The organism is Providencia hangzhouensis, assembly GCF_029193595.2.
Lineage (GTDB): Bacteria > Pseudomonadota > Gammaproteobacteria > Enterobacterales > Enterobacteriaceae > Providencia > Providencia hangzhouensis.
Genome location: NZ_CP135052.1, coordinates 1705749 through 1730925, shown reverse-complemented (window position 1 = coordinate 1730925; position 25177 = coordinate 1705749). Strand labels below are relative to the sequence as shown.

The following is a 25177-nucleotide window of genomic DNA, read 5'->3' as shown; positions in this document are numbered from 1 at the left end:
TATATATCAATATATAAGGGCTCAGTTTAGCGGTGATTAACGAACGATTTCTAATTGGCCATCAGAATAGCCCGTCGCGCGCCAATCAGGGACATACATTGATTCAACTTGTGGTACTGGAATGCTATATACACCCGGTGTCACTGCACGTGCTAAGTAGACTAATGTCGTTGGGCGATACTGCTGAACTTCAACGGCAGCCACAAAACGGTCATCACGGTATTCCATATGGCGAATTTGTGATTGCTGCATATCATCAATCAGTTCTTGCAGGTTCGGCGCAGACTCACTCAAATTAGCGCTACTGTTCGCTAAATTTTGGTTTTCCAGTTCTAAGCCCGCTGGTAGTAAGTCAACCACTAGCGCATCTGGTACGCTTTGGGATGCTTGAATTTCCAGTTTAACCACCACCATTTCACCGCTTCTTAGCCTATCTAACGAAATGCGGTTACCTTTCATATCATAGTAACTACGAGTGATACCCAGCACATTCGAACTTGGCTTCGGCGAATGTTGTGGATAACCCACCACGTTTAGGCGTGTGTATAGCGTATTGGTTCCCGTGTTTTCGATGCTATAACCTGTTTCTAATTGTGCTTTACTCAAGAACTCACTCACGGGTTTATCTGAAACCATCGGAGGTTCTTGGCCATTAATCGTTGCTTTCCATGGCGCTTCACTTTCATTTAAGTAGAAACGACCCGCTAAATACAACGCATTGCTCTCTTGTGTTGAGAAATAACGTTGAGAAGTCAAGTTATTAGATAAAGTTTGCAGTTTTTGGTCACGGGATTTTGGCATTAAATTATATTCATTTAATAGCGCAACAATCATCGCGTCATCACGGATCACCGAACCGTAATCCCCTACATAGCTGTAGCGGTTACGTTGTTTTTTCAGTCCGTCAATCACCGCGCTCTCACCACGTGATTTATCCCCCATCAAGTTCAACGCAACACCAAGCTGAACGAGCGGTAAACCACTCGCTGCATGATCTCTTTGGTTATAAAGTTGACGTAATGCGCCTAAAGGTGCTTTTTGCTGTGACGCCAACACTAAGCCTGCATAAGCTTGAGTTGCGAAACGCGCACCTGCCTGATTTTCCGTATAAGGATAATTGATTTGGCTACCATCTTGTAAATAGCTCAATAAGCGCGTGTTTGCGTTACTGATAGCGTCTTGCGGAACCGTAAACCCACGCTGATTCGCTTTATTCAAGAAATCCGCCGCATATGCAGTTAACCAATACTCTTCGCGGCCGTTTCTATCCCATAACGAGAAACCGCCATCATTACGTTGCATACTTAACAAATGCGGAATACCAATTTCAATCGCTTTATGACGATCCGCATCTGTTTGCGTTTTAATCCCTATCTTATTCAGCTCAGCTTGAGTTGAGAATAATGATGGATATAACCCGCTGATAGTTTGCTCCAAGCAACCATATGGGTAAGCAAATAGCTCTCTAATATAACGAGAAATATCTAACGGTGGACGGCTAGTTAATAGCACTTGCCCTTCTAGGGTATCGGGTTGTAACCCGGCAATTTGGTTAGTCGGCAACGCCCATGAGGTGCCTGGCTCAATAGCAGTTGCAAAAGAAACAGTTTCTGCTGGTTGTGCCGGACGAACCCCGACTTTCCAACTATTACTGTAATCTTTATTGGCTTCGCCTTGAATTTTCACACCATTAATGGTCATTGACACTTCACCTTCACCGAAGCCGTAGTCTGCTCTGACAGGTAGATTAATCGTGGTACGTTTGCCTTTTGGTAACTCCAACTCACGGCTGCTGACACCATCAAGTTTCACCATTCCTGATGCCTTGAAATTGACGGTCACATTTTGTGTATTATCCGTCATATTGGTCAAATCAAGCGCAAAGTAAGACTTATCACCACCAGCCATAAAACGTGGCATCGACATTTGTGTCACTAATGGTGCCGCGACAATCACTTTGCTATCCGCATGGCCGAACTCTTTTTCATTCCATGCTTGGGCCATCACACGTAATTCCCCGTTAAAATCAGGGATAGCGAGGCTAATTTCACCCTCGCCGTCTTTATTTAATGTGACAGGTTTGGCTTGCTCCGCAATAATTTGCACTTCAGTGAGTGGCTTCATACCACCACGCTCTAATGCAGCATCCTCGCTGTCACCACCAAAGCGCAAGTTAGCAACCTTACCTTGTCCTTCAATTAAATGACCATAAACGTCATATTGGTCAACGCCATAGCGCTTACGGCCAAAAAAGGCATCATACGGGTCTGGGGTTTTGAAATCTGTGATATTCAATACGCCAGTGTCAACCGCAGATAACAACACATTCACTTTTTCAGGTAACGGTTTGCCATCTTGTGCTGTCGCTTTAATTTTTACCGTTAAGTCTTGGTTTGGACGCATTTTATCTGGCGCGGAGAGTGCTAAAGCAATCTTACGGTTTTCATCTGCGATTGGTAAATGCAACACACCCACCGCACGTTTTACTGTTGCTTCTTTAGAGTCATCCCCCGGGCGAACTACGACAGCAGAAACGTATAAATCATGACGAGCCCACTCTTTATTGACTGGAATTTCAACGTCCAAGCCTTTTTCTGGCACATCAATTTCTTCCCACCACAATGGACCGTTGCTCGATTCGAGCAATATATACCCTTTACCGGCTTTAGGAGATTCAATGCGAACTTTAGCTTTTTCACCCGGTAAGTACGCAGGCTTATTCAGGCTGAGTTTCACTTGGTCAGGACGAACAGAGCCACTTCCCCCTGTGTTATCTTGCCATGAATACCCTGCCCAAAACTGGACGCTCGACACTAGCTGATTTTCAGGGTTAACAACTTCTAGGCGGAATGCCCCCCAATCCACAGGGAAAGACACTTTCGCCGTTCCGTCTTTAGCAATAGCAATATTTTCATTCGCCATAACGAGGTCTTTTTGGTCATAATTTGAAGACCAACCACCACTTTCAGACCAACTCCAGTAATAATCACGACGCTCATACACTAAACGCACGGTTAAGTTTTCTGCTGCCAGTTTATTACCTGCGGCATCAGCCATGACTAATTCAAATTCTGCGAGTGAATTTTCATCCACATTGTGACGTTTTACATAACGGTCAGTGCGGTAATCATAAATTTCTTTTTTCGCAAATAATGGGCGAATACCGACCAGTTTTTCCGCAGGCCAAATGGCTTGCTCGGCACGGCGCGTCACAGGACGTCCGCCAGCCTCAAGCAAACTTGCTTGTAAAACAGCCGAAATAGGCGAACGTGTTGAACTCCAATTGCTATTTGGAATTGAAATCACGGTTTCACCGTTGCTGTCCAGCGTCAAGTCAAACTCGTCCAACTTACGTGGTAAACCTTCTTCATTGACAGCACCAAATTCAAAACCAGGTAATTTTGCGACCGCTTCCCGAGCTGCTTTTAAGACAATTTGCCCTTGTAGCTGGTTATCAGCCGCTGGCGCACCGTATAAATAACGACCTTGAATATCAAAATCGACAGATTGACTTGTTAAACGAGGGACATCGCTGCCCTCAATTTCCAGTGCCATACGTTCTGGCATGAAATCTTCAACATTAAATTTGTAATAACGCAGTGGTGAACCATCACCTAAATCAAAGCGAAGCGACCAACCGCCTGTTTCTGCATTTTTAGGAATTTCAAATTGATATTGATATAAGCCATTTTGGTTTTCTTCTGGTTGCCAAACAAAACTACGAACCACTTGCCCATCAGTTTTTAATACATCAACTTTAACTGGCTGAGTTTTGACTGGGTTACCATCGCCATCACGCAATAGACCATTTACCAGCAATAATTCACCTGGGCGATATAAATCGCGAGGACCGAAGGTGAAAAATTGTTTTGCGTAGCCTTCTGGCCCTGAAATATCGAATTCAGATAAATCAAGCGCTGGCTGAGTGAGGTCAATCATACTGGTTTGCCCTTCATGGGTTGCCAGCAATAATTTTCCACCCGCTAATTTATCTAGCTGAGCATGGCCATCGCCATCTGTCGTACCTTTTGTTACTAACTGGCCTTTTTCATCCAAAATACGCAGCTCAACGCCTTTAATTGCAGAGCCTTTCGCTAAGGATTGAGTGAAAATATCGACACGGTCTTGGTAACTGTGTAGTGATACACCAATATCACTCAATGTGAAGACAGTTGCAGGGAATTGATAACTATAGCTGCCTGCTTTTTGCATGATGGCCAAATACACGCCATCTTGCTGTAACTCTTTGATATCTTTCAACGGCAGTAAAATGGTTTGGCGGGTATTTTTATCTGGATTTAAGTCAAAGCGGCCGGTATAAGCCAGCTCCACTTTGTCGAGAAACTCTTCGGAATACCAATACTCATAATTACTACGATACTGCCACTGTGCTAAAAATTGTGGTAATTGCTTTTCATCCACACGGAAGAAATTGACGTCGACCTTATCAACGTTCAAGGCAATCACAGGTAAGCCTTGGGCAACCTTGCTAGGTAATAAAGAGCCTTTACTTGCAAAACCAACGGTTGGGATGATTTGTGCAGTAGTCAATTTTTTCTCAAAATTTTCGGTCGTCGTACGCTCATTAACCGCTTTAATACCCGGGTTAATGGTTAAGTTTAACTCTTTAGATGGCGGAAGATGGCGAAAACGGAGTTCCATTTGGTTATCAGACAGTTCCCAAGCGCCATCTAACTTACCCGCTTTAACATCAATGAGGTTAATGTACTGGCCAAAGTCTTGGTTTGCTTGTAGTGGAACCGAGAATGTCACCACCATGGCACTCGCACCATCAAGCTGTAATTCAGACGCATCCAAAATAGTTAAATCTTTCCCTGCATATTTTTTTATCATTTCTTCAGTGGAAAGTTTCGGTGCTGCTTTTTTCTGTTCTGCAACTGGCGCTGTTTTGGTTTGATTTTCTGGCGCTGTGGTTGAAACATTTGGCTCATTTTTGGTTGTTTCATCTGTATTATCACAACCAGCCAATGCCACTACCGATGCCAACGCAAGTGCTAAATAACGCTTTTTGGTTTTGAGACCCGCCAATGAAGCCCAACTTGATTGTTGTTTCATTACCGCCCGCCCTTTAATTAGTTAAAATTTATTCTGTTTTTTAAGGTCTTAACAGGAGGTTAAAACCCACTATATACATTGGAAATGTTTAAAAACACACACAGATAAATACTGCTGATATTATTTCAATTATCGAAATAATTTAACAGAATGTTATAAAAACGCCTATCAGACAAAACGGAAAAAATGATGGGAGAGAAAAACAGAGAAATGAAATAATATTTTTTAAATAGTAAGCAGAATATATATTTAATCAATGAGCAATATGCATTTTATGAGTGAGAAAAAATATTTCCCTCACTCTATACATGGAATTATTAGGTGTTTTTTACTGGGATTGTGTCCCGCAAGAAGCTACCAAGACGACGCTGGTAAAAAGGCTGAACGTGTTGAGTAATAAAATGGCTAACACCTTGTTCATTTTCATTCACCACACAAAAATCAATAGACTCGTCATCGGCTAAAAACTCACAAGCAAGCGTCCCAGCCTCATGGATAATTGAATCAATATTTTCTGCTCCTGTGGTAAACTCCAGCGCTATCATTAAGATAGGCGTTTCTTCAGCAGTATCGCTCTCTGTTGCGGAGACCATGAAACCGCGTCTGACCACTTTGTGTTGTTTAAAAAATTCAGTAAGCGCGTCAACAATGGCTTGTGGCTGATCTTCTAACACACTTAATTTAAGTGATGAACCTTTCGGCACTGTTAATTCAGTAAATTGGATCTCAGTTTCTTGGTTGGAACTGTTATTATTCGATTGCTGCGACATTGCCAATCCCCTGCTATTAAAAATAATCGCTTATTATACTCGCAAATACGTCAAGGTAAAAAAATAGGCACGAAAAGTCACCTTCCCGTGCCTGTTATCAATCAAACATTCGCTACTTTGATTTACTGATTAATAAGTTAGCTAATGTTCTTACACCTATACCCGTTGCGCCTTCTGCCCATAAGCTAACTGCAGATTTACGGTAAGTCGCTGAGCAGTCAATATGCACCCAATTTTGACGATAATTTTCGACAAAATGCGATAAAAATGCCGCAGCGGTGCTTGCGCCTGCTGTGTGCGATGGTGCCGCAATATTGTTCAAATCCGCAAAACCAGACGGTAATTGCTGGCGATGGAACTCTGCCAGTGGTAAACGCCAGAACAGTTCAAACTCAGCGTCTGAAGCGCTCATTAAATCAGCAACTAACTTGTCATCGAAACTCAATACAGAATGGTAGTCATTACCCACGGCAGTTTTCGCTGCGCCCGTCAAGGTTGCTGCATCAATAATTAACGTTGGTTTTTCTTTACTCGCATCAATCAGGCCATCGGCTAGGACTAAACGACCCTCAGCATCTGTATTCATTATTTCAACGGATTTACCATTGCGGTAACGAATAATATCACCCAATTTGAATGCATTGCCGCTAACCATATTGTCAGCAATGCACAAGAACATTTTCACACGTTTTTGTAAGCCACGTGAAATCGCCAATGCCAATGAACCTGCTAATGTTGCTGCACCACCCATATCGGCTTTCATTGAATTCATTGAGGATGATGGTTTGATACTATAACCGCCTGAATCGAAAGTAATTCCTTTACCCACTAACGCAGCAAATACAGGGGCATTTGGGTTGGCTCCTGGGTTGTAATCCAACGCCAAAAATACAGGTGGACGACTTGAACCACGACCAACCGTATGAATACCGGTATAGCCTTGTTCTAATAAATCATCACCTTTAATAATACGGTAGCTAATGTCTTGTGCGCCGACAGTGCAGAGTAAATCGATGGCGCGTTGTGCGAGTTGTTCTGGGCCTAACTCTTCTGCCGGTGCGTTAATCACATCACGTACCCAATCAATGGTACGAATACGGTTTTCTAACTCTTTGCGATCCGCTTCTGGCAGTACTGGCCATTCAATCGTTCTAGCCCCTTTTGGCGCACGAAAACCTTGCCAAAATGCCCAGCTTTTTTCTAAATCCCAGCCTTCGCCAGTCAAAGCTACATTGCGGATCCCTTGGCCATCTAATTTACGGCCAGCGCTTTGTACTGCACATAATTTACCTGCATGTTTCAGGTGGATTGTCATCCCTTTATCGCTAGAGCTTAACAATGCGCCTTCGCCCCAACAAGGTGCAGCAGGCTCACAAGAAATCATTACTGGCATAATTTGTTTTGTCATCGTTTTTCTCACTTTGTCTATTTTTGCAGACAGTAAAAGCCCATTTATTCTGTCGGCAGATGGCATTACCTTAACTGATAAATACCAATAGGGATATCATTATAGTGCTGATATAAAATAAAAAACCGAGCACTATTTCTGGCAGTCACTCGGTTTTTAGGGGAAAACCCTACTTATTCGAATTCATCCAGCCAAACTAACAAAATCGCTTCTAGGATTTTCTCGTTCGATTTTTGCGGATCATCATCAAATTCTTCTAAATCGCAAATCCACTGGTGCATATCGGTAAAGCGCACCGTTTTTGGATCAACATCTGGAAATGCGTCATACAGTGCTTCACCGATTTCACGGCTATTTGACCATTTTAAACTCATCATTTTCTCTCATTATATGAACAACTATTTTTCGAATTATAGCCCTTTGAATCATACCAACGGATCTTTTTCAGTTATTCTTCATTATACTGTTTGTGAGAGGTAAATCGATAAGTGTTTCCAAACAAGCTAGTGTAATACCTTGCTCTTTTAATGCTGTAAACAAGCCGCTTGATGAAACATAAGGGAACCCCAACTTTTCTTTGATCTTTTGAATTCGTCTATTTTCACTGGCTTCTGAACAACCTTGAATATAACTGATTTCTTTTACCTTACAGTGCGAAAGCAGTAGGCGTATGGTTATCATCTCTTTTCGTGTAAAACGAATATGGCCAAAACGCATATATTTGTGTTCAGATAATAGCTGAGATCTTTCATTGCTTTTTATACCTTCTAGCTCCGAAGCCATAGGAACACATGCTCTGAGAGGTAATAACAGCTCAGGGGCTTTTGACCATATTCTATGAGCATAATCTGCTAAAATCGGTTTTAAACTGTAAAATTGGATCATATCAGACAACGTCAATTGCCTATTAGCATTTATTGTTGTAATTTCAAAAATATCCCCATATCTATTACAAATATCTATTTTGAATTTATTTTTTTCGGCCTTTGCCAACGTTTTTTTAAATGGGCTAGTATAAGAATCCCAATATTGAATTCTAGATTTCAATCTCTCATTAACCAGTAAATCTAAATCATCGCCCCAAGCTATTAACTGCCACTCATAATTATTAGATATGATATTTACACACTTTTTTTTAACATCTATTTTATTGATAGTAACATCTATTTCACTCCAATCAAAAACACTCATAAAATCTTTTTTTAATTCATTACATGTATTCTCTATAAAATTACTTTCTATATTCATGAGGTCACCTTATTAGCTATTTTGTTAACCTTCCAATTAAGTAAAAAAACAAAACCACAACAGCACAAAAATACTCCTACATACACCATTCCTAACCCTAGTAACTGATTAATAACTAATGGAGTTAAACCACCGAATATTACAGCCGTAGAATTAAAGCCAACCCCTAACGTTGATACTTTACCACCTGAAGCCTGAACAAGGATAACAGCAGAATTACACCAAATCATGGCTATATAAATAGTCATGATAATTTGAGATAATATAATTAACCAAACCTCACCCAATGTCATCATATAATATAGCGGAATAGATAAAACAATTAGAGCTGTAACTCCAATATTAAAAACTTTCACTGGCGAACTAACTTTATCCGTTATCCAAGAACAAACAAATACAGAAATCAGTAACAATAATGATGATAGCAAAGAGTAATATTTTTTGTTCTCACCTAATGGTAAATATTCTAGAATTAAAGACCATGATATATTTTGGGTATAAAAGGTGACTGTCGCAGGTATCGCTACAATGAAAATACTTAAAACCCTTCTCATTTCAACTTTTCGCTGCTCTATAGCAATAGTCGGCTGGTCGGGTAACCTACTCCTAAACCAAAAACTGATAAAAATATTTATTAAACCAAGTAATAAAGGAATACGCCAACCAATATCTTCCATTTCTTTAATCGTCAATGTATTTTCTAATATATAAATGACCAAAAATGCCATTGTAAAACCCAATAATGAACTTATAGCTGTTAAAGCAGAAATTCTTGAACGTTCATTTTCAGGGCAATTATACAGTAGATAATTAATTAATGATGGATATTCTCCAGCAAAACTAAAACATAATGCAGATTGTAACATCAGTATTATTATCGGCGTATACTTACCTAATAATTCAATAGGCAACAAAGCCATTAGTAATGTTGCAAAACCCGTCACCATACTTGTTAAAATTAAAGCTGATTTCTTTCCTGATTTATCGGCAAAGCGGCCAATAACGTATCCACCAAAGGGCCGTAATATATATCTCAAGGCGAATATCCCCCAAATAATTTCAGGTGCATTTTCTATATTCAGCTTGTTTAATTCTTTAATAAGATAAACGGATATTGCAGCAAACACTGCAATATCGTAATGTTCGAGCATATTGCCAAGTGATACGCCAAACCGATATTTCCATTTCATGATAAAGTTCCTTTTTATCTCTAACTTTATTTAATTAGCATTTACATAATCATTAAATCATTAAATCATTAAATCATTAAATCATTAAATCATTAAATCATTAAATCATTAAATCATTAAATCATTATCTTTTAAGCCAAAAATAACCACTCAATATCGATATTATCTATAACATAAAAAATAAAGCGCACAAAGTGATAATTTAATTACTAACTTTAAATCATCAAGAAAATAAAACAAAAGAATTTCATAACATATAAATAATTAATTTATTAAAATTAAATAAAATATTAAGAGTTGCATTTCACTTTCAAAAAAAAACAAAAGAAAATAATAAGGAAAATATTAAAATACAAAAAATCACTCTTATTACATATATGAATAAATATTAAGGACGATTTACTGTTATTTTTTAAATAATTCACATTGTAGCTAGACGGCAAATGAGAGTATTTTGGAGAGCATACAAAAGTATGTGACTAGGGTTAACGAAAGAAGCCAACAACGCTACAGCGTGAAGCATAACATGTATTTTGATTTTTTAAATAATTCACGTTGTAGCTAGGCAGCGATTGAGAGTAGCTTGGAAAGCATACAAAAGTATGTGACTAGGGTTAGCGAAAGAAGCCAACCCCCCTACAACGCGAAATATAACAAACTATTCAATGCTCTAAATAGTTCGTGTTGTAGGTAGGCGGCAATTGAGAGTATCTTGGGGAGCATACAAAAGTATGTGACTAGGGTTAGCGAAAGAAGCCAACCCCCCTACAACGCGAAATATAACAAACTATTCAATGCTCTAAATAGTTCGTGTTGTAGGTAGGCGGCAATTGAGAGTATCTTGGGGAGCATACAAAAGTATGTGACCCAAGTACTCGAGAGAAGCCAACACCCCTACAACGCGAAATATAACAAACTATTCAATGCTCTAAATAGTTCGTGTTGTAGGTAGGCGGCAATTGAGAGTATCTTGGGGAGCATACAAAAGTATGTGACCCAAGTACTCGAAAGAAGCCAACACCCCTACAACGCGAAATATAACGAGCATTAGTGTTCGCGGGCGTGATTGATAGTATAACGTGGTATCTCCACCACTAAATCCTCATCCGTCACCAACGCCTGGCAACTTAAACGACTTTCTGGTTCTAACCCCCATGCTTTGTCTAACATGTCATCTTCGAGTTCACTACTTTCTTCTAGTGAATCAAAACCTTCGCGAACGATGCAATGACAGGTTGTACAAGCACAGGATTTTTCACAGGCGTGCTCAAGCTCAATACCGCTGCGTAATGCAACATTTAAAATAGACTCGCCTTCTTGTGCTTCAACGACAGCACCGTCTGGACATAAATCACTATGAGGTAAAAAAACTATTTTAGGCATAATTATATCTCATCCACAGAATGGCCTGACAACGCTTGGCGAATGGACGTATCCATACGACGCGCTGCAAACTCCTGCGATTGCTTATCCAGTTGTTTAATGGCATTTTCAATTACGATTGGGTCTGTACCCTCAACCGCTTTAATTAACTCATTGACCGCATTATCAATTTCTGACTCTTCTTCTGGCGTCAGTAAATTGCCATCTTGGGCTAATGCGCTCGTTAAACTTTCAAGCACTCTTGCAGCTTCAACTTTTTGCTCCGCTAAGCGGCGCGCATTTAAGTCATCTTGCGCGTTAGTCATTGAATCTTTAATCATGTTTGAAATTTCGTTATCCGTTAACCCATACGATGGCTTAACTTGAATCGAGGCTTCTACACCAGTGGATTTTTCCATAGCACTGACACTCAACAGCCCATCAGCATCGACTTGGAAAGTGACGCGAATATGAGCCCCACCGGCTGCCATTGCTGGAATATCACGTAAGGTAAAGCGCGCTAACGAGCGGCAATCTGCCACCATTTCACGTTCACCTTGCACCACATGCACACTCATTGCCGTTTGGCCGTCTTTAAATGTGGTAAACTCTTGAGCTCGAGCAACTGGAATCGTCGTATTGCGCGGGATCACTTTTTCAACCAATCCCCCCATGGTCTCTAGACCAAGGGATAACGGGATCACGTCCAATAACAACATTTCGCTGTCAGGCTTGTTCCCTACTAAAATATCGGCTTGAATTGCGGCGCCAATTGCCACCACTTTATCTGGGTCGATGGATGTCAGTGGTGATTTACCAAAAAACTCCCCAACTTTTTGACGTACTAAGGGTACGCGAGTCGAACCACCAACCATAACAACGTTCAGCACCTCTTCTGCCTCAACACCTGCATCTTTCAATGCACGACGACAAGCCATCAGTGTACGTTTCACGTAAGTTTCAATTAACGTTTCAAACTGCTCACGACGAATTTCCCCTTGCCAATTGGCAAGCTGAATAGCCACGGCATCTGCGTCACTGAGCGCAACTTTCGTTTCTGTTGCCACATTTAATAGTTGACGATTTAAATGATGATCGCCTTGTAATGAAACGCCTGCTTGCTCAGCAATCCACTGTGCCAGTACTTGGTCGAAATCATCGCCCCCAAGTGCAGTATCGCCGCCCGTTGCCAACACCTCGAATACACCGCGGCTTAAACGCAAAATAGAAACATCAAAAGTACCACCACCAAGGTCATAAACAGCAATCACGCCTTCTTGCCCAGAGTCCAACCCGTAAGCAATCGCAGCGGCAGTCGGTTCATTCAGTAAACGTAATACATGTAAGCCTGCAAGGCGCGCCGCATCTTTTGTACCTTGGCGTTGTGCATCATCAAAATAAGCTGGCACCGTAATCACTACGCCATCCATTTCACCACCTAAGGTTTCTTCTGCACGTTTTGCTAATGTTCTTAGAATGTCAGAAGACACTTGGATTGGGTCGACTTGGCCAGCCGCAGTTTGAATAAATGGCAAACCATTTTCACTGGCACTTAGTTGATAAGGTAAGTCAGGGTAGCGTTTTTGAATATCGGCCAATGAACGCCCCATCATGCGTTTCACTGAAATAATGGTATTGACTGGGTCTTGCTCGGCAAGTTGCTTAGCATCCCATCCCACTAGTTTGCTTTCAGGCTGATAATTAACAATCGATGGTAATAAAAAACGCCCTTGATTGTCAGGCAAAGCCGCAGCTTCACCACTGCGCACTGTCGCAATCAAAGAGTGGGTGGTACCTAAATCAATGCCAGCAGCCAATTTGCGTTGATGCGGAGCTGCTGTCATACCGGGTTCGCTGATTTGTAGTAACGCCATAATCGTTTTCTCTTAAAATTCATCTAGTAACCGTTCTTCGAGTTGCTCAGCTTGCTGCTGAAGCTTATCGAGAAAACGTAGTTTACGTACGGTATCAGCGGCTTTTTCCCACTGCATGGCATCTAACTCTGTCACCATCAGTGCGCTTCGTGCTTGCTGCATTTGTTTGACGTTTTGCATAAATTTAGCTAATAAATCAAGTGCATCATCACTGTTTTCAATATTGTCTAACTCTTCACGTAGCTCAAGCTGCTCCATTAAAAATGCCGTATCATGCATGGTATGTTGTTCGTTATTAATATCAAAACCATGTAATGAAAGCATATATTCCGCGCGTTTTAGCGGGTGACGAAGGGCTTGATAGGCAGCATTAATGGTTGCTGCTTTTTGCAGTGCTTGCATTTTTTCCTGTTCAGAACAGGTTGCAAACCGGTCAGGATGGTATTGACGCTGTAAGTCTTGAAAACGTAACGTCAGTTGTTCGCTATCGATGGCATAAGTTGGGGTCAACCCAAAAAGAGTAAAGTAATCCATAGGTGCTCAGTTTCTCGAACCGGTTACCAATGCCACTAACAAGTTAATATTAGTGAGATTGGCCGAAAATTAGGCTTAATTGAACGCATTATACGTGAAAACTTTCACCGCATCCGCATTCACTATTGACGTTAGGGTTATTAAATTTAAACCCTTCGTTTAAGCCTTCTTTAACGAAATCCAGCTCAGTACCATCAAGATAAACAATGCTCTTGCCATCGACGATGACCTTCACGCCTTTATCTTCAAAAACCGTGTCTTCTTCATTAATTATATCAGCGAATTCAAGAACATAAGCCATCCCTGAACAACCTGAAGTTCTTACACCTAAACGCAAGCCCTCGCCTTTTCCACGATTTTGCAGAAAGGATTGAATACGCTGCGCAGCACTTTCTGTAAGAGAAATAGACATTGCAAACCTCACTTTAGAAACAAACAAGGCAGATGCTACTCATGAGTCGCATCCGCCTTCAAATTATTTTATACCCACCCTATTTCTAAGCTAAGAAACTCAGCGATGTTTAGCCTAGAAGGCATGAGTATTGTTCCAGTTATAGGACGATAACTTGTTGTTATTTATTAATATGGCTTGCCCTATAGACTGATTAAAAACTTATTTGCTTTGGCGTTTGCTTTTGTAATCAGCAATAGCAGCTTTAATTGCGTCTTCCGCTAGAATTGAACAGTGAATTTTCACTGGTGGTAATTCTAACTCTTCTGCAATGGCTGTATTTTTGATTGACTCTGCTTCGTCCAAACTTTTGCCTTTCATCCACTCAGTCACGAGTGAACTTGAAGCAATTGCTGAACCGCAACCATAAGTTTTAAAACGTGCATCTTCAATAATGCCGTCATCATTTACTTTAATCTGTAATTTCATGACGTCACCACAGGCAGGTGCGCCTACCATACCGCTACCGACGCTTGGGTCGCTGTTGTCAAACGAACCAACGTTGCGTGGGTTTTCATAATGATCGATAACTTTTTCACTGTAAGCCATTTTTAAACTCCTGAAACCGTCTGATTAATGGTGAGACCATTCGATGCTGTTAAGATCTACGCCGTCTTTAAACATTTCCCATAAAGGAGACAGCTCGCGTAAGTGGCCAATTGCGCCATGAATCATTTTGATTGCATAGTCAATTTCTTCTTCTGTCGTGAAACGACCTAAAGAGAAACGGATTGAGCTATGTGCCAGCTCATCATTCATCCCTAAAGCGCGCAGTACATAAGAAGGTTCTAGGCTTGCAGAAGTACATGCAGAACCTGAAGATACAGCCAAATCTTTTAATGACATCATCAGTGATTCACCTTCAACATAGTTGAAGCTGACGTTCAGAATGTGCGGCGCACCGTGTTCTAAATCACCATTGAGGTAAACTTCTTCGATATCTTTAATACCGTTCCACAAACGTAACCGTAAACCGCGTAAACGCTCAGATTCCGCAGCCATTTCTTCTTTGGCAATACGGTAAGCTTCGCCCATACCAACGATTTGGTGTACAGGTAATGTCCCAGAACGCATACCGCGCTCATGGCCACCACCGTGCTGTTGCGCTTCAAGGCGAACACGAGGTTTACGGCGGACATACAGTGCACCAATGCCCATTGGGCCATAGAGTTTGTGCGCAGAGAACGACATTAAATCAACTTTTAACGCATTCAGGTCGATGGGCAACTTGCCCACGCTTTGAGTTGCATCGACGTGGAAAATAATCCCTTTGCTACGGCATAATTCACCAATAGCTTCTATATCCTGCACTACACCAATTTCATTATTAACATGCATAATAGAAATTAAAATAGTGTCTTCACGGATAGCGTCTTGTAGGTCTTGCATAGCAATTAAACCGTTGCTTTGCGGTGACAGGTAAGTCACTTCAAAACCTTCACGCTCTAATTGGCGGCAGGTATCTAAAACGGCTTTGTGTTCCGTTTTACAGGTAATAATGTGGTTGCCTTTCTTTTTATAGAAATTAGCAGCGCCTTTAATCGCTAAGTTATCAGACTCAGTTGCGCCTGAAGTAAACACGATTTCACGCGGGTCAGCGCCCACTAATTCGGCGATTTGATTGCGAGCAATATCTACCGCTTCTTCCGCTTGCCAGCCGAAACGATGAGAACGGGACGCTGGGTTACCAAAGTTCCCATCCATTGTTAAACATTGCATCATTTTTTCAGCCACACGCGGGTCAACCGGTGTTGTTGCTGAATAATCAAGATAAATTGGTAATTTCATTGCTCACTTACTCCAAAGGACAAGGTAACTTGCCTTTAATTTTTAAAGATACAAATAGCGGAAATTAGCTCTTCGTCTAACAACTCACCAAAATGTACCGACTGCAATTTTTTTAATATTTTTAAGCACGTATATTGATAATCGATTCAGGTGTAATCCCATTTGGCATGGTTTTACGCTGTTCGTTATCTTGTCTATCAGCAACAACCATGACTTCTTGGTTTTTAACCAGCTCATCAAGGCTAATGCTGCTAAGGAAACTTGTAATTCTATCGCTTAAATCGCGCCATAATGCGTGAGTTAAACAACGATCGCCATTTTGGCAACCTTCTTTATTACCCTGGCAACGGGTGGCGTCAACAGATTCATCTACCGCAGCGATTACTTCAGCAACAAAGATTTGGTCTGCGTCTCTACCAAGCAAATAACCGCCGCCTGGACCGCGCACACTCGAAACCAACTCGTTTTTGCGTAAACGAGAGAAAAGTTGCTCAAGATAAGAGAGGGAAATTCCCTGACGTTCAGAAATGTCAGCTAAAGGCACTGGACCTGACTGAGAGTGTAACGCGACATCTAACATCGCAGTTACTGCGTAACGCCCTTTGGAAGTGAGTCTCATAAGATATTACTCCGTGGTAAATTATGGTCAGATTGTGACATTCCTGAGTAATTTAGTCAACTATTTACCTGACTAATTTACTCAAGTATTATTCACCTGCTTTTACCACGGATTTCGCCTCACTTTTTCGCCCATTTTTCCATTGACGTTAAAATACCCCGCAGGATATGTAACTCTTGGGTTTCGATATGCGCTCGAGTGAATAAACGGCGTAATTTATTCATAATTAAGCCAGGGTGGGCTTTACGTATAAAACCGGATTCATTCAATACGCTTTCAAGATGGACATAAAACCGCTCAACATCTTCTGACGGCGGGTATTCTACCTCATCATCGGCGGAAATTACCGTATTTTTTTCATTCATTGAAAGATACGCCATACGTATCTCATAACTCACCAACTGAACCGCCATCGCTAAATTCAAAGAACCGTATTCAGGATTCGTTGGGATATATAAATGATACTGACATTTTTGTAATTCTTCGTTGGTCAACCCCACTCGCTCACGACCAAAAACAATCGCAACCGGCGATTCTTTGGATTGCTCAACAGATTTAACGCCACATTCACGGGGCTCAACCATCGGCCAAGATAAAGTACGAGAACGCGCACTAGTGCCGATCACTAGTTTACAGCCTTCTAAAGCTTCGTCGAGAGTTTTAACGATTGTCGCATTACCAATAACATCACTTGCTCCCGCAGAAAGCGCAATAGAGTGTGAGTCTGGTTCAACAAGAGGGTTAACAAGATAAAGATTAGAAAGCCCCATGGTTTTCATTGCGCGGGCCGTTGAGCCCATATTACCAGTGTGTGAGGTCTCAACAAGAACAATACGGATATTATCTAACATGGTTTATACGTTTCATAAAAAAATTATCGCAATAGCTTAACACAAAATTGCTTATTGTGACGAACATCTATATACTTCGGCACTCAAGTTTTTCGTTCTTTAACATTCCAGTGGAAAAAGCCCATGCATCCGATGCTTAACATCGCCATACGTGCAGCACGTAAGGCCGGTAATCACATAGCTAAAAACTATGAAATGCCTAGCAACATTAAAGTCACTCAGAAAGGCACTAACGATTTCGTTACTAACGTTGACCAAGAATCTGAGCAACTGATCATTGAAATCATCCGCAAGTCATATCCAGACCACACTATTATCACTGAAGAGAGCGGTGAATTAATTGGTAAAGATGATGATATTCAATGGGTAATCGATCCACTGGATGGCACCACCAACTTCACAAAACGCCTCCCTCATTTTTCTGTTTCTATCGCTGTACGCGTTAAAGGCCGTACAGAAGTTGCTGTTGTCTACGACCCAATGCGTAATGAATTATTTAGCGCAGTACGTGGACAAGGCGCTCAGCTTAACGGTTATCGTATTCGCATTGATGAAAAGCGTGACCTTGATGGCGCTATCGTTGCGACAGGTTTCCCTTTCAAACAAAAACAGCACGCTGCGGTATATATGAATATCATGACCGCAATGTTCGACAAATGCGCTGATTTCCGTCGTACGGGTTCTGCGGCGTTAGACCTGTGTTATGTTGCTTCTGGTCGTGTTGATGCATTCTTTGAAATCGGCTTAAAACCATGGGATTTCTTAGGCGGCGAGCTAATCATGCGTGAAGCTGGCGGTATCATGACTGACTTTATTGGCGGCCATAATTATATCGCATCTGGTAACTTAGTCGCTGGTAGCCCACGTGTTGTTAGAGACATACTGTCAGTCATGAAAGATGAGTTATCGGAAGCATTGAAACGCTAATTCATTCAGACTAGAAATAAATTAGCGTCAAACAAAAACCCACTCTTATTGTGGGTTTTTGTTGTTATTTAAAATAAATGCTTGTTTAAAATAAATTGCTATTTAAAACAAAATAACACCTTTAATTAATTCACGATTATCAATGACATCACTTTCATAAACATCACCAATGGTATCAAAGTCAAATTGGTGTGTTAGCATCATCCCACTAGATAACTTACCTTCAGCCATTAATCTTGCAACTTTATTGAAGTCTTCAGGCGTTGCATTACGACTCCCCATCATTGTTGTCTCTTTTTTATGGAAATCGGGGTCTGGAAACGATAAATTACCTTTAAATAGGCCAACAAATACAATTAAACCACCATGACGAATTAAATTCACCGCGGTGTTCATTGCGTGTTGATTCCCCGTAGCATCAATGACTTTCTCAGCAAGCATGCCTGAAAAATGGCCTTCAATGCTTGATAAGTAATTTTCAGCCGCTGGGTCACACGTTTTTAAGCCTAAGACCTTTTCAACATGTTGGCGACGTGCCTCACTGGTATCAGCCACTAATACGTTAGCACCATCCGCTTTGGCAATTGCAGCAACGCCAAGCCCTATCGGTCCAGCCCCTACGACTAAAACAGTATCTTGCGCTTTAACCTGCGCACGCCTGACGGCATGAGCACTGATTGAAAATGGTTCGATCAAGGCGCCATCAATATCTGTGACAGTGTCTTCAATCGCTAATACATTTTTCTCTGGAACATTTAAATATTCACAAAAACCCCCGTCTTCGTGAACGCCAATAACTGAAATTTTTTCGCAACAATTTGTTTTTCCTTCCTTGCATGCACCACATTCGTAACATGCGACATAAGGCATCACCGCAACACGTTGCCCGACTTTCCACTGCGTGATATCTGATGCAACCTCACAAATAGTTCCAGAAATTTCATGTCCTAATACTCGTGGATATTGAAAAAATGGCTGGTTTCCTCCCCATGCATGAATATCAGTTCCACATATACCAACCGCATGAATTTTTATTTTTACGTGCCCAGTTTGAACTGTAGGTTCAACAACTTGTTGATAGACTAATTGTTTAGGTTCTTGGCAAATCAATTGTTTCATATTTCCCTCCATCAATTTATCTGTCTTTTTTAATTTAAAAAACATAGACTAGATAATTAACAACCGAATTTTGTGATTAAATGTTTTTAAATCGGTTTTAAATCGGTCTTTAAAGAATAAAAATCAGATTCAAGGAGTATTTAAATGGTGAGGAGTAAAAATATACGCTATGGGTCAATTAATGAATTCTTAGATGCCATACATAAAAATTTATTAACATCCCCCTTCCCCTCACAATCTTCTTTAGCAGAGATGTTTAATATCAGTCGAACCACCGTGAGACATACCCTCGAATATTTATTAGAAAAGAAAATCATTGAAAAACAAGGGAATGAATATCATGTCATTCGCTATCCCAATAAAACTGATTTCTTTCCTGTTGAATCAAGTCTCCCTGATCAACAAATCGTCTTATTCGAAAAAGCGTTTTATCAAATGATTAAACGCAAAGAATTAATGCCCGGAGATACTTTTACTGAATTACAATTAGCAAAAAAAAGTCATGTAAGTTCTAGTGTTGTTCGGGAGTTCTTAGTGGAGTTTTCCCGTTATGGGTTAATTAAAAACACCCACCGAGGAAATTGGCATATGATGAAGTTTTCACGTGAATACGCAGAAAAACTTTTTGAGTTTAGGGAGTTACTAGAAACCAATGCATTGACTCATTTTTTAAATTTACCACCAGATGACCATCGTTGGATTTTAGCGAAAGAGCTATTACTCAAGCATAGAACACTGCGTGAAACCGTTACTATCAATTACCGCGAATTTTCTCAACTAGATTATGAACTACATAGCCTTATTTTATCGGGTGCCAACAACCCATTTTTTAATCAATCTCTTGAAATCATCACTGTGATATTTCATTTTCAATATCAATGGGATGAATCAGATTTAAAAGAAAGAAATGTACTTGCAATTGAAGAACACATGACCATTTTAAGTGCGTTAATTAGCCGTAATGATATTGTCGCGATGAATGAACTTAGACATCATTTAGATACCGCTAAACGAACTATGATCAACTCCATACAGCAAACTTATGAATAAATAACATTAGTTTACAAGGCCAATGGATGGCCAATGACGAATTATTTCTTTGGGTCTATAATGGTACACATCAAACAAAACCTGAATTTTTCAGTAAAAAAACAGCTTAATTATAAAATTATTATTATCAAAAATTATAGAAAATAAAATTATCACTATATTTCAATTAATTAAAAGACATATTTATTGAACAGATTTAATCTATCAATAATTCATCTGTTTTTAACTGATAAAAAACACATTAAAAACATCAAAAAGCCATTCATTCCACAAAATTGATGCAATTAATAGTCCATAGAAAAAAATACTTCTAGTCTGAATCAACACCAGATGATTAATACACATAATAACTAGAGGAATGGTCATGGATTACTTAAATAGACAGTCAATGGCTAATAAGCAATACCCAGAGAGAATTTTACAATTCGGAGAAGGTAATTTTTTACGTGCTTTTATCGACTGGATGGTTGACCAACTGAATGAAAAGACAGATTTCAATAGTGGCATTACGCTTGTCAGGCCAATTGACTCATCTCATCCCTCAATTAATCAACAAAATGGACTTTATACTGCCATCACCAGGGGAATTAATGAACAAAAACAAAGCGTTTCTAATATAAGGATTATTAATTCGGTTAACCGTGAAATACTTATTTATTCTGAATACGATAAATTTTTAAAGTGTGCAGAAAATCCCGAATTACAATGGATCTTCTCTAATACTACGGAAGCAGGGATCGTATATAAGCACGACGTACGCTTAGAAGATACACCAGCAAGTAGTTTCCCTGCAAAGCTTACTCAATTTTTATTTCACCGCTTTCAACATTTTAATGGCGATAGTAGCAAAGGGTTGTTCATCATCCCCTGTGAGCTAATTGACTATAATGGCGATAAATTACAAGAGTTTGTAAATCAACATGCACAAGACTGGCAACTTCCCACGGATTTTATCGCTTGGCTAAATAGCAGTAATACGTTTTGTTCTACGTTAGTCGATAGAATTGTTACTGGCTACCCGAAAAATGAAATTGAAAAACTGGAAAAAGAATTAGGCTATAAAGACGATTTTCTCGTCACTGCTGAATATTTCTATTTATTTGTTATTCAAGGGCCAAAAATACTAGAGCAGAAGCTAAAGTTAAATGAATTGCCATTAAATATCAAAGTAGTAGATGACATAAAACCCTACAAAGAACGTAAAGTTGCAATCTTAAATGGTGCACACACTGCGATGGTTCCCGTTGCTTATTTAGCAGGGATTCGAACTGTTCGTGATGTCACTACCAACCCAATCTTTTTATCTTTCATCAAAGATTTAATTGATAATGAGGTTATTCCTGTTTTATCTCAAAGCCCTTCGGAGCTCATGGCTTTTGCCTCCGCAGTAATTGACCGTTTTAATAACCCATATATAGAGCATGAGTTACTTTCAATTTCTCTAAACTCGCTAACTAAATTTAAAACTCGTTTATTACCTCAATTAATCTCTTATGTTAAGCAATACAATAAAATTCCTTATTGCATTTCATTTTCACTTGCTGCACTTATTGTTTTCTATCGAGGAAAACAGGGTGAACAACTCATTCCTTTAAATGATGATGATTATTTACTCGAACGCTTTAAAGCTTGGAATGAGCTCTATGACTCAAATGTAAAACAACTGACTGAAAATGTGCTAGCAATGTCTGATTTATGGGGATTAAACCTCAACGAAATACCACAATTACAGGATGATGTGAGCCAAAAAATCACAGATATTCTGAATTGTGGCACAGAAGCAATGCTACGCAAAAAATACATTGGTTAGAAAAAGAAACTAAATACTTAAAACAATAAATCCCCTACAGGAGATACCTTTATGAAACTGAGCACATTAAACGGAAAAACATTTCTTAGCTTAACACTCAGCACAATGCTATTAATGGGCAGCATGACAGGTGCCGCATTCGCCGATGCTAAATATAAGCTAAAAGTCGCTTATGAAAATAACCCCGGAGAGCCTTTTGACTTAGCTATCCACGAATGGGCAAAGAAATTCAATGAAAAAACTAATGGTGAAGGTGAGTTAATTCCTTACCCAAGCTCACAATTAGGTTCTAAAAAAGATGTCATCGAACAAATGAAGTTAGGTAGTCCATTAATTACCTTAGCAGATGGTGCCTTCTTTTCTGATTATGTACCTGATTACGGTATTATGTTTGGGCCGTACTTAGGGCTATCTTATAAAGATATTTTTAAATTAAATGCCTCACCTTGGTATGGTTCCTTAGAACAACAGTTAGACAAAAAAGGCCTTCATGTGGTTTCTAAAGATTGGCTATATGGTTCACGTCATATCTTAGCCAATAAAATGATCCAAACCCCAGATGACCTAAAAGGTTTAAAAATTCGCGTCCCCAACAATAAAATTCAAATTAAAGGTTTAGAGGCAATGGGAGCCACACCAACACCATTACCTTTAGCTGAAGTTTATACTGCACTTAATCTCAAAATTATTGATGGTGCAGAAAACCCAATTCCAGTGCTATATGGGCAAAAACACCATGAAGCTGCCAAATTCTTAATTCTAACTGGCCATGTAGAAAACGTAACCAACTTAGTCATGGGCAGCAAAACCTACGCTAAATTACCTGAAAATATTCAGCAGGCTTTAGTTGAATCAGGAAATGAAGCTGGGCAATTCTTAACAGATTTAGTCTTACAGCAAGAGAAAGAGATCATTGAGAAAATGAAAAGTGAAGGTGTTACTGTTGTTGAAGTAGACAGAGCGCTCTTCAAAGAAAAATCTAAGCCTTTCTATAATGAATTCCCTGAGTGGTCTGCGAATTTATATCAACAAACTCAAGATATTATTAATAATTAACCCTATAACTTGGCGGTTAACACCGCCAATATTTTTACAATACAAATGGTTGACTATTATTCTCGCAAGGATCTTTTATGTTTAAATTTCTGGGGAAATTAAGTGATATAGTGGCATCGCTTGCCGTTGCCGCTATCGTCATTATTACCATTCTTGCTGTATTTATGCGTTGGCTTCTTAATGACCCTTTAATGTGGAGTGAGGAAGTTTTAATTATTTGCTACATATGGTTGGTTATGATTGGAGCAGCATCCGCTGCGGGTAAAAGAATGCACGTCAGTATTGATGCTATTACCTCTTTATTCCCTGAAAAAGTACAATTAGCTATCGCGGTCATTACACATATTATGGCCATTATTGCTTTATCAATTTTTGGGTATCTTGGATATGAACTCTCGATTATCGCAGAAGATAAAATAACACCAATTATTGGTGTTTCTTATTACTATATCGACCTTTCTGTTCCCATTGGCGCATCCATCATGGTGTTATTTTCTATCCAACATTTACTGGAAGACATGAGTAAATTAATAAAAGGAGATAAACCATGTCAGTAATTATCGCCTGTATTGTATTAATATTCTGCTTTTTAATTAATGTTCCCATTTTTTTAAGTGTGCTAATTGCATTACTCACTTATTTCTTTTCTGCTGGTGATATATCTCCTCTTATTGCAGTTCAGCGCATTATTGGTGCAGGAGAAAATGTCACGTTACTTGCTATTCCTTTTTTCATTCTGTTAGGTAACCTTTTGAATTACACGGGTATCACTAGCCGAATGTTAAAATTTACTGGCACACTGTCTGGGCACTACCCAGGGGGACTTGCCCAATCTAACGTATTATTAAGTACAATGATGGGCGGGCTCTCTGCATCTAACCTTGCTGACTGTGCCATGTTATCTAAAATGTTAGTACCCGAAATGACCAAATTAGGTTATGGGAAAAGCTTCTCTGCCGCTGTCACTGCTGCAGGATCATTAATAACACCTATAATTCCACCGGGTATTGCATTAATCATCTATGGATTTGTTGCCGATGTCTCTATTGGTAAGATGTTTATGGCTGCGATCATTCCTGGTTTAATGTGCTGCGTTGCTTTAATGGTTACAATTTATCTTATTGCCAAAAAACGTGGATACAAACCTGCTAGAGACAAAGCGCCTACATTTGCTGAAGTTTACCAAACAGGTAAAGGAGCAATGTCAGCTTTCCTCTTAGTCCTCGTTATTATTGGCGGAATTCGCTTTGGTATTTTTACACCGACAGAAGCTGGTGCTATTGCTGTACTTTACGTTATTGTAATTGGTACCTTTTTTTATCGTGAAATGAAGTTAAAAGACATTGCGGCCTCATTTTTAGAAACAGCTCGTTCAACAGCAAGCATCATGCTCATTATTATGACTTGTTCTGCGTTAGCATGGGTATTGACGAACGAGCAAGTGGCACAAGATGTTGCCAAAATGATGACCAGTTTCTCTGATAATCCATATGTCTTCTTAATGATTGTCAATGCGGTGCTTTTAATTCTAGGTATGTTTATTGAAGGTAATGCAGCAATTATTGTCCTTGTTCCATTATTAATGCCTACAGTAAAACTTTTAGGAATTGACCCTATCCATTTTGGCATTGTCATGATCCTTAATTTAGCTATCGGATGTTTAACACCCCCTATGGGAACGGTAATGTTTGTTGCCACATCGATTACTGGTGTACGTATTTCAGACTTTATTCGTGAGGTCATGCCACTGTTCTTTGCATTAATTATCGTATTACTCTTAGTCACTTTTATGCCTGTATTTACGACTTTCCTACCTAGCTTATAAGATAAAATTATATCTCAATGGCAAGTCATTAACTATGACTTGCCATTTTATTATCAATTAATTTTTTATAAATTAAATTTTATTTAATTTCACAAATTAATATTACTTTTGTTTATTGTTAAGTTAATTGATCTTTATCCTTGTCACAATAACATGCACAACAAGAAATACTCAAAAAGATAAACTACTGATCATCAAAAAATTACACTTATTACGAGT

21 protein-coding genes are annotated in these 25177 nt (G+C 39.6%); 6 read left to right on the top strand and 15 right to left on the bottom strand.

The features are described from left to right. Positions 1 to 36: 36 nt before the first annotated feature. From PZ638_RS07575 to trmJ, 14 genes are all read right to left on the bottom strand, one after another. Positions 37 to 5076, bottom strand: coding sequence for an alpha-2-macroglobulin family protein (locus PZ638_RS07575; protein ID WP_241098222.1), 5040 nt, complete (start codon positions 5074 to 5076; stop codon positions 37 to 39). A 317-nt stretch (positions 5077 to 5393) separates the two neighbouring features. After that, entirely contained in the window at positions 5394 to 5846 is a 453-nt protein-coding gene (locus tag PZ638_RS07570; protein ID WP_164455461.1) for an enhanced serine sensitivity protein SseB C-terminal domain-containing protein, read from the bottom strand. 112 nt (positions 5847 to 5958) lie between these two features. Then, positions 5959 to 7254: an aminopeptidase PepB gene (gene pepB, locus PZ638_RS07565; RefSeq protein ID WP_094961731.1), complete on the bottom strand. Its 1296-nt coding sequence runs from the start codon at positions 7252 to 7254 to the stop codon at positions 5959 to 5961. A gap of 173 nt (positions 7255 to 7427) precedes the next feature. After that, complete coding sequence (gene iscX, locus PZ638_RS07560; protein WP_004912658.1) at positions 7428 to 7628, bottom strand: Fe-S cluster assembly protein IscX; 201 nt, start codon at positions 7626 to 7628, stop codon at positions 7428 to 7430. Positions 7629 to 7698: 70 nt separating this feature from the next. Beyond that, positions 7699 to 8502 (bottom strand): hypothetical protein, encoded by an 804-nt coding sequence (locus tag PZ638_RS07555; protein ID WP_206277526.1) that lies wholly within the window; start codon positions 8500 to 8502, stop codon positions 7699 to 7701. Next, a complete protein-coding gene (locus PZ638_RS07550) occupies positions 8499 to 9692 on the bottom strand; it encodes an MFS transporter (protein ID WP_206277527.1) in 1194 nt (397 codons plus the stop codon). Before PZ638_RS07550 ends, PZ638_RS07555 begins: the two co-directional genes overlap by 4 nt. A gap of 1047 nt (positions 9693 to 10739) precedes the next feature. Continuing rightward, positions 10740 to 11075, bottom strand: a complete 336-nt coding sequence (gene fdx / locus PZ638_RS07545; protein ID WP_004912660.1) for an ISC system 2Fe-2S type ferredoxin — start codon at positions 11073 to 11075, stop codon at positions 10740 to 10742. A gap of 2 nt (positions 11076 to 11077) precedes the next feature. Continuing rightward, positions 11078 to 12928: a Fe-S protein assembly chaperone HscA gene (gene hscA / locus PZ638_RS07540; protein ID WP_144140278.1), complete on the bottom strand. Its 1851-nt coding sequence runs from the start codon at positions 12926 to 12928 to the stop codon at positions 11078 to 11080. A 12-nt stretch (positions 12929 to 12940) separates the two neighbouring features. Next, positions 12941 to 13462, bottom strand: a complete 522-nt coding sequence (gene hscB, locus PZ638_RS07535; RefSeq protein WP_094961711.1) for a co-chaperone HscB — start codon at positions 13460 to 13462, stop codon at positions 12941 to 12943. Between the two features lie 88 nt (positions 13463 to 13550). Then, complete coding sequence (iscA, locus tag PZ638_RS07530; protein WP_004264913.1) at positions 13551 to 13874, bottom strand: iron-sulfur cluster assembly protein IscA; 324 nt, start codon at positions 13872 to 13874, stop codon at positions 13551 to 13553. 201 nt (positions 13875 to 14075) lie between these two features. Continuing rightward, positions 14076 to 14462, bottom strand: coding sequence for a Fe-S cluster assembly scaffold IscU (gene iscU, locus PZ638_RS07525; protein ID WP_004264914.1), 387 nt, complete (start codon positions 14460 to 14462; stop codon positions 14076 to 14078). A gap of 24 nt (positions 14463 to 14486) precedes the next feature. Next, positions 14487 to 15701 carry an IscS subfamily cysteine desulfurase gene (locus PZ638_RS07520; RefSeq protein WP_004264915.1) on the bottom strand — a complete coding sequence of 405 codons (1215 nt, stop codon included), beginning with the start codon at positions 15699 to 15701 and terminating at the stop codon, positions 14487 to 14489. Positions 15702 to 15822: 121 nt separating this feature from the next. Next, entirely contained in the window at positions 15823 to 16320 is a 498-nt protein-coding gene (gene iscR, locus PZ638_RS07515; RefSeq protein WP_272674144.1) for a Fe-S cluster assembly transcriptional regulator IscR, read from the bottom strand. A 119-nt stretch (positions 16321 to 16439) separates the two neighbouring features. Continuing rightward, positions 16440 to 17171, bottom strand: coding sequence for a tRNA (cytosine(32)/uridine(32)-2'-O)-methyltransferase TrmJ (gene trmJ, locus PZ638_RS07510; protein WP_004264918.1), 732 nt, complete (start codon positions 17169 to 17171; stop codon positions 16440 to 16442). 123 nt (positions 17172 to 17294) lie between these two features. Between trmJ and suhB the strand changes: the two genes are divergently transcribed. Further along, positions 17295 to 18098 (top strand): inositol-1-monophosphatase, encoded by an 804-nt coding sequence (gene suhB, locus PZ638_RS07505; protein WP_004264919.1) that lies wholly within the window; start codon positions 17295 to 17297, stop codon positions 18096 to 18098. Between the two features lie 102 nt (positions 18099 to 18200). Here suhB and PZ638_RS07500 read toward each other — a convergent pair whose 3' ends face one another. Continuing rightward, positions 18201 to 19229, bottom strand: coding sequence for a zinc-binding alcohol dehydrogenase family protein (locus tag PZ638_RS07500; protein WP_272674142.1), 1029 nt, complete (start codon positions 19227 to 19229; stop codon positions 18201 to 18203). 132 nt (positions 19230 to 19361) lie between these two features. On the opposite strand from PZ638_RS07500, the gene PZ638_RS07495 reads away from it, so the two are divergent. From PZ638_RS07495 to PZ638_RS07475, 5 genes are all read left to right on the top strand, one after another. Then, positions 19362 to 20267, top strand: a complete 906-nt coding sequence (locus PZ638_RS07495; RefSeq protein ID WP_094961710.1) for a GntR family transcriptional regulator — start codon at positions 19362 to 19364, stop codon at positions 20265 to 20267. A 364-nt stretch (positions 20268 to 20631) separates the two neighbouring features. Next, positions 20632 to 22077, top strand: coding sequence for a tagaturonate reductase (locus PZ638_RS07490; protein WP_172412247.1), 1446 nt, complete (start codon positions 20632 to 20634; stop codon positions 22075 to 22077). A gap of 51 nt (positions 22078 to 22128) precedes the next feature. Continuing rightward, a complete protein-coding gene (locus PZ638_RS07485) occupies positions 22129 to 23133 on the top strand; it encodes a C4-dicarboxylate TRAP transporter substrate-binding protein (protein WP_004264923.1) in 1005 nt (334 codons plus the stop codon). Positions 23134 to 23210: 77 nt separating this feature from the next. Beyond that, positions 23211 to 23690, top strand: a complete 480-nt coding sequence (locus PZ638_RS07480; protein ID WP_004264924.1) for a TRAP transporter small permease — start codon at positions 23211 to 23213, stop codon at positions 23688 to 23690. Continuing rightward, positions 23681 to 24958, top strand: coding sequence for a TRAP transporter large permease (locus tag PZ638_RS07475; protein WP_004264925.1), 1278 nt, complete (start codon positions 23681 to 23683; stop codon positions 24956 to 24958). Before PZ638_RS07480 ends, PZ638_RS07475 begins: the two co-directional genes overlap by 10 nt. Positions 24959 to 25177: the final 219 nt, after the last annotated feature.

Excerpts from the sequence above, each read along its gene's own strand:
- PZ638_RS07575 (WP_241098222.1), bottom strand. The coding sequence starts at position 5,076 with ATGAAACAACAATCAAGTTGGGCTTCATTGGCGGGTCTCAAAACCAAA.
- PZ638_RS07570 (WP_164455461.1), bottom strand. The coding sequence starts at position 5,846 with ATGTCGCAGCAATCGAATAATAACAGTTCCAACCAAGAAACTGAGATC.
- pepB (WP_094961731.1), bottom strand. The coding sequence starts at position 7,254 with ATGACAAAACAAATTATGCCAGTAATGATTTCTTGTGAGCCTGCTGCA.
- iscX (WP_004912658.1), bottom strand. The coding sequence starts at position 7,628 with ATGAGTTTAAAATGGTCAAATAGCCGTGAAATCGGTGAAGCACTGTAT.
- PZ638_RS07555 (WP_206277526.1), bottom strand. The coding sequence starts at position 8,502 with ATGAATATAGAAAGTAATTTTATAGAGAATACATGTAATGAATTAAAA.
- PZ638_RS07550 (WP_206277527.1), bottom strand. The coding sequence starts at position 9,692 with ATGAAATGGAAATATCGGTTTGGCGTATCACTTGGCAATATGCTCGAA.
- fdx (WP_004912660.1), bottom strand. The coding sequence starts at position 11,075 with ATGCCTAAAATAGTTTTTTTACCTCATAGTGATTTATGTCCAGACGGT.
- hscA (WP_144140278.1), bottom strand. The coding sequence starts at position 12,928 with ATGGCGTTACTACAAATCAGCGAACCCGGTATGACAGCAGCTCCGCAT.
- hscB (WP_094961711.1), bottom strand. The coding sequence starts at position 13,462 with ATGGATTACTTTACTCTTTTTGGGTTGACCCCAACTTATGCCATCGAT.
- iscA (WP_004264913.1), bottom strand. The coding sequence starts at position 13,874 with ATGTCTATTTCTCTTACAGAAAGTGCTGCGCAGCGTATTCAATCCTTT.
- iscU (WP_004264914.1), bottom strand. The coding sequence starts at position 14,462 with ATGGCTTACAGTGAAAAAGTTATCGATCATTATGAAAACCCACGCAAC.
- PZ638_RS07520 (WP_004264915.1), bottom strand. The coding sequence starts at position 15,701 with ATGAAATTACCAATTTATCTTGATTATTCAGCAACAACACCGGTTGAC.
- iscR (WP_272674144.1), bottom strand. The coding sequence starts at position 16,320 with ATGAGACTCACTTCCAAAGGGCGTTACGCAGTAACTGCGATGTTAGAT.
- trmJ (WP_004264918.1), bottom strand. The coding sequence starts at position 17,171 with ATGTTAGATAATATCCGTATTGTTCTTGTTGAGACCTCACACACTGGT.
- suhB (WP_004264919.1), top strand. The coding sequence starts at position 17,295 with ATGCATCCGATGCTTAACATCGCCATACGTGCAGCACGTAAGGCCGGT.
- PZ638_RS07500 (WP_272674142.1), bottom strand. The coding sequence starts at position 19,229 with ATGGAGGGAAATATGAAACAATTGATTTGCCAAGAACCTAAACAATTA.
- PZ638_RS07495 (WP_094961710.1), top strand. The coding sequence starts at position 19,362 with ATGGTGAGGAGTAAAAATATACGCTATGGGTCAATTAATGAATTCTTA.
- PZ638_RS07490 (WP_172412247.1), top strand. The coding sequence starts at position 20,632 with ATGGATTACTTAAATAGACAGTCAATGGCTAATAAGCAATACCCAGAG.
- PZ638_RS07485 (WP_004264923.1), top strand. The coding sequence starts at position 22,129 with ATGAAACTGAGCACATTAAACGGAAAAACATTTCTTAGCTTAACACTC.
- PZ638_RS07480 (WP_004264924.1), top strand. The coding sequence starts at position 23,211 with ATGTTTAAATTTCTGGGGAAATTAAGTGATATAGTGGCATCGCTTGCC.
- PZ638_RS07475 (WP_004264925.1), top strand. The coding sequence starts at position 23,681 with ATGTCAGTAATTATCGCCTGTATTGTATTAATATTCTGCTTTTTAATT.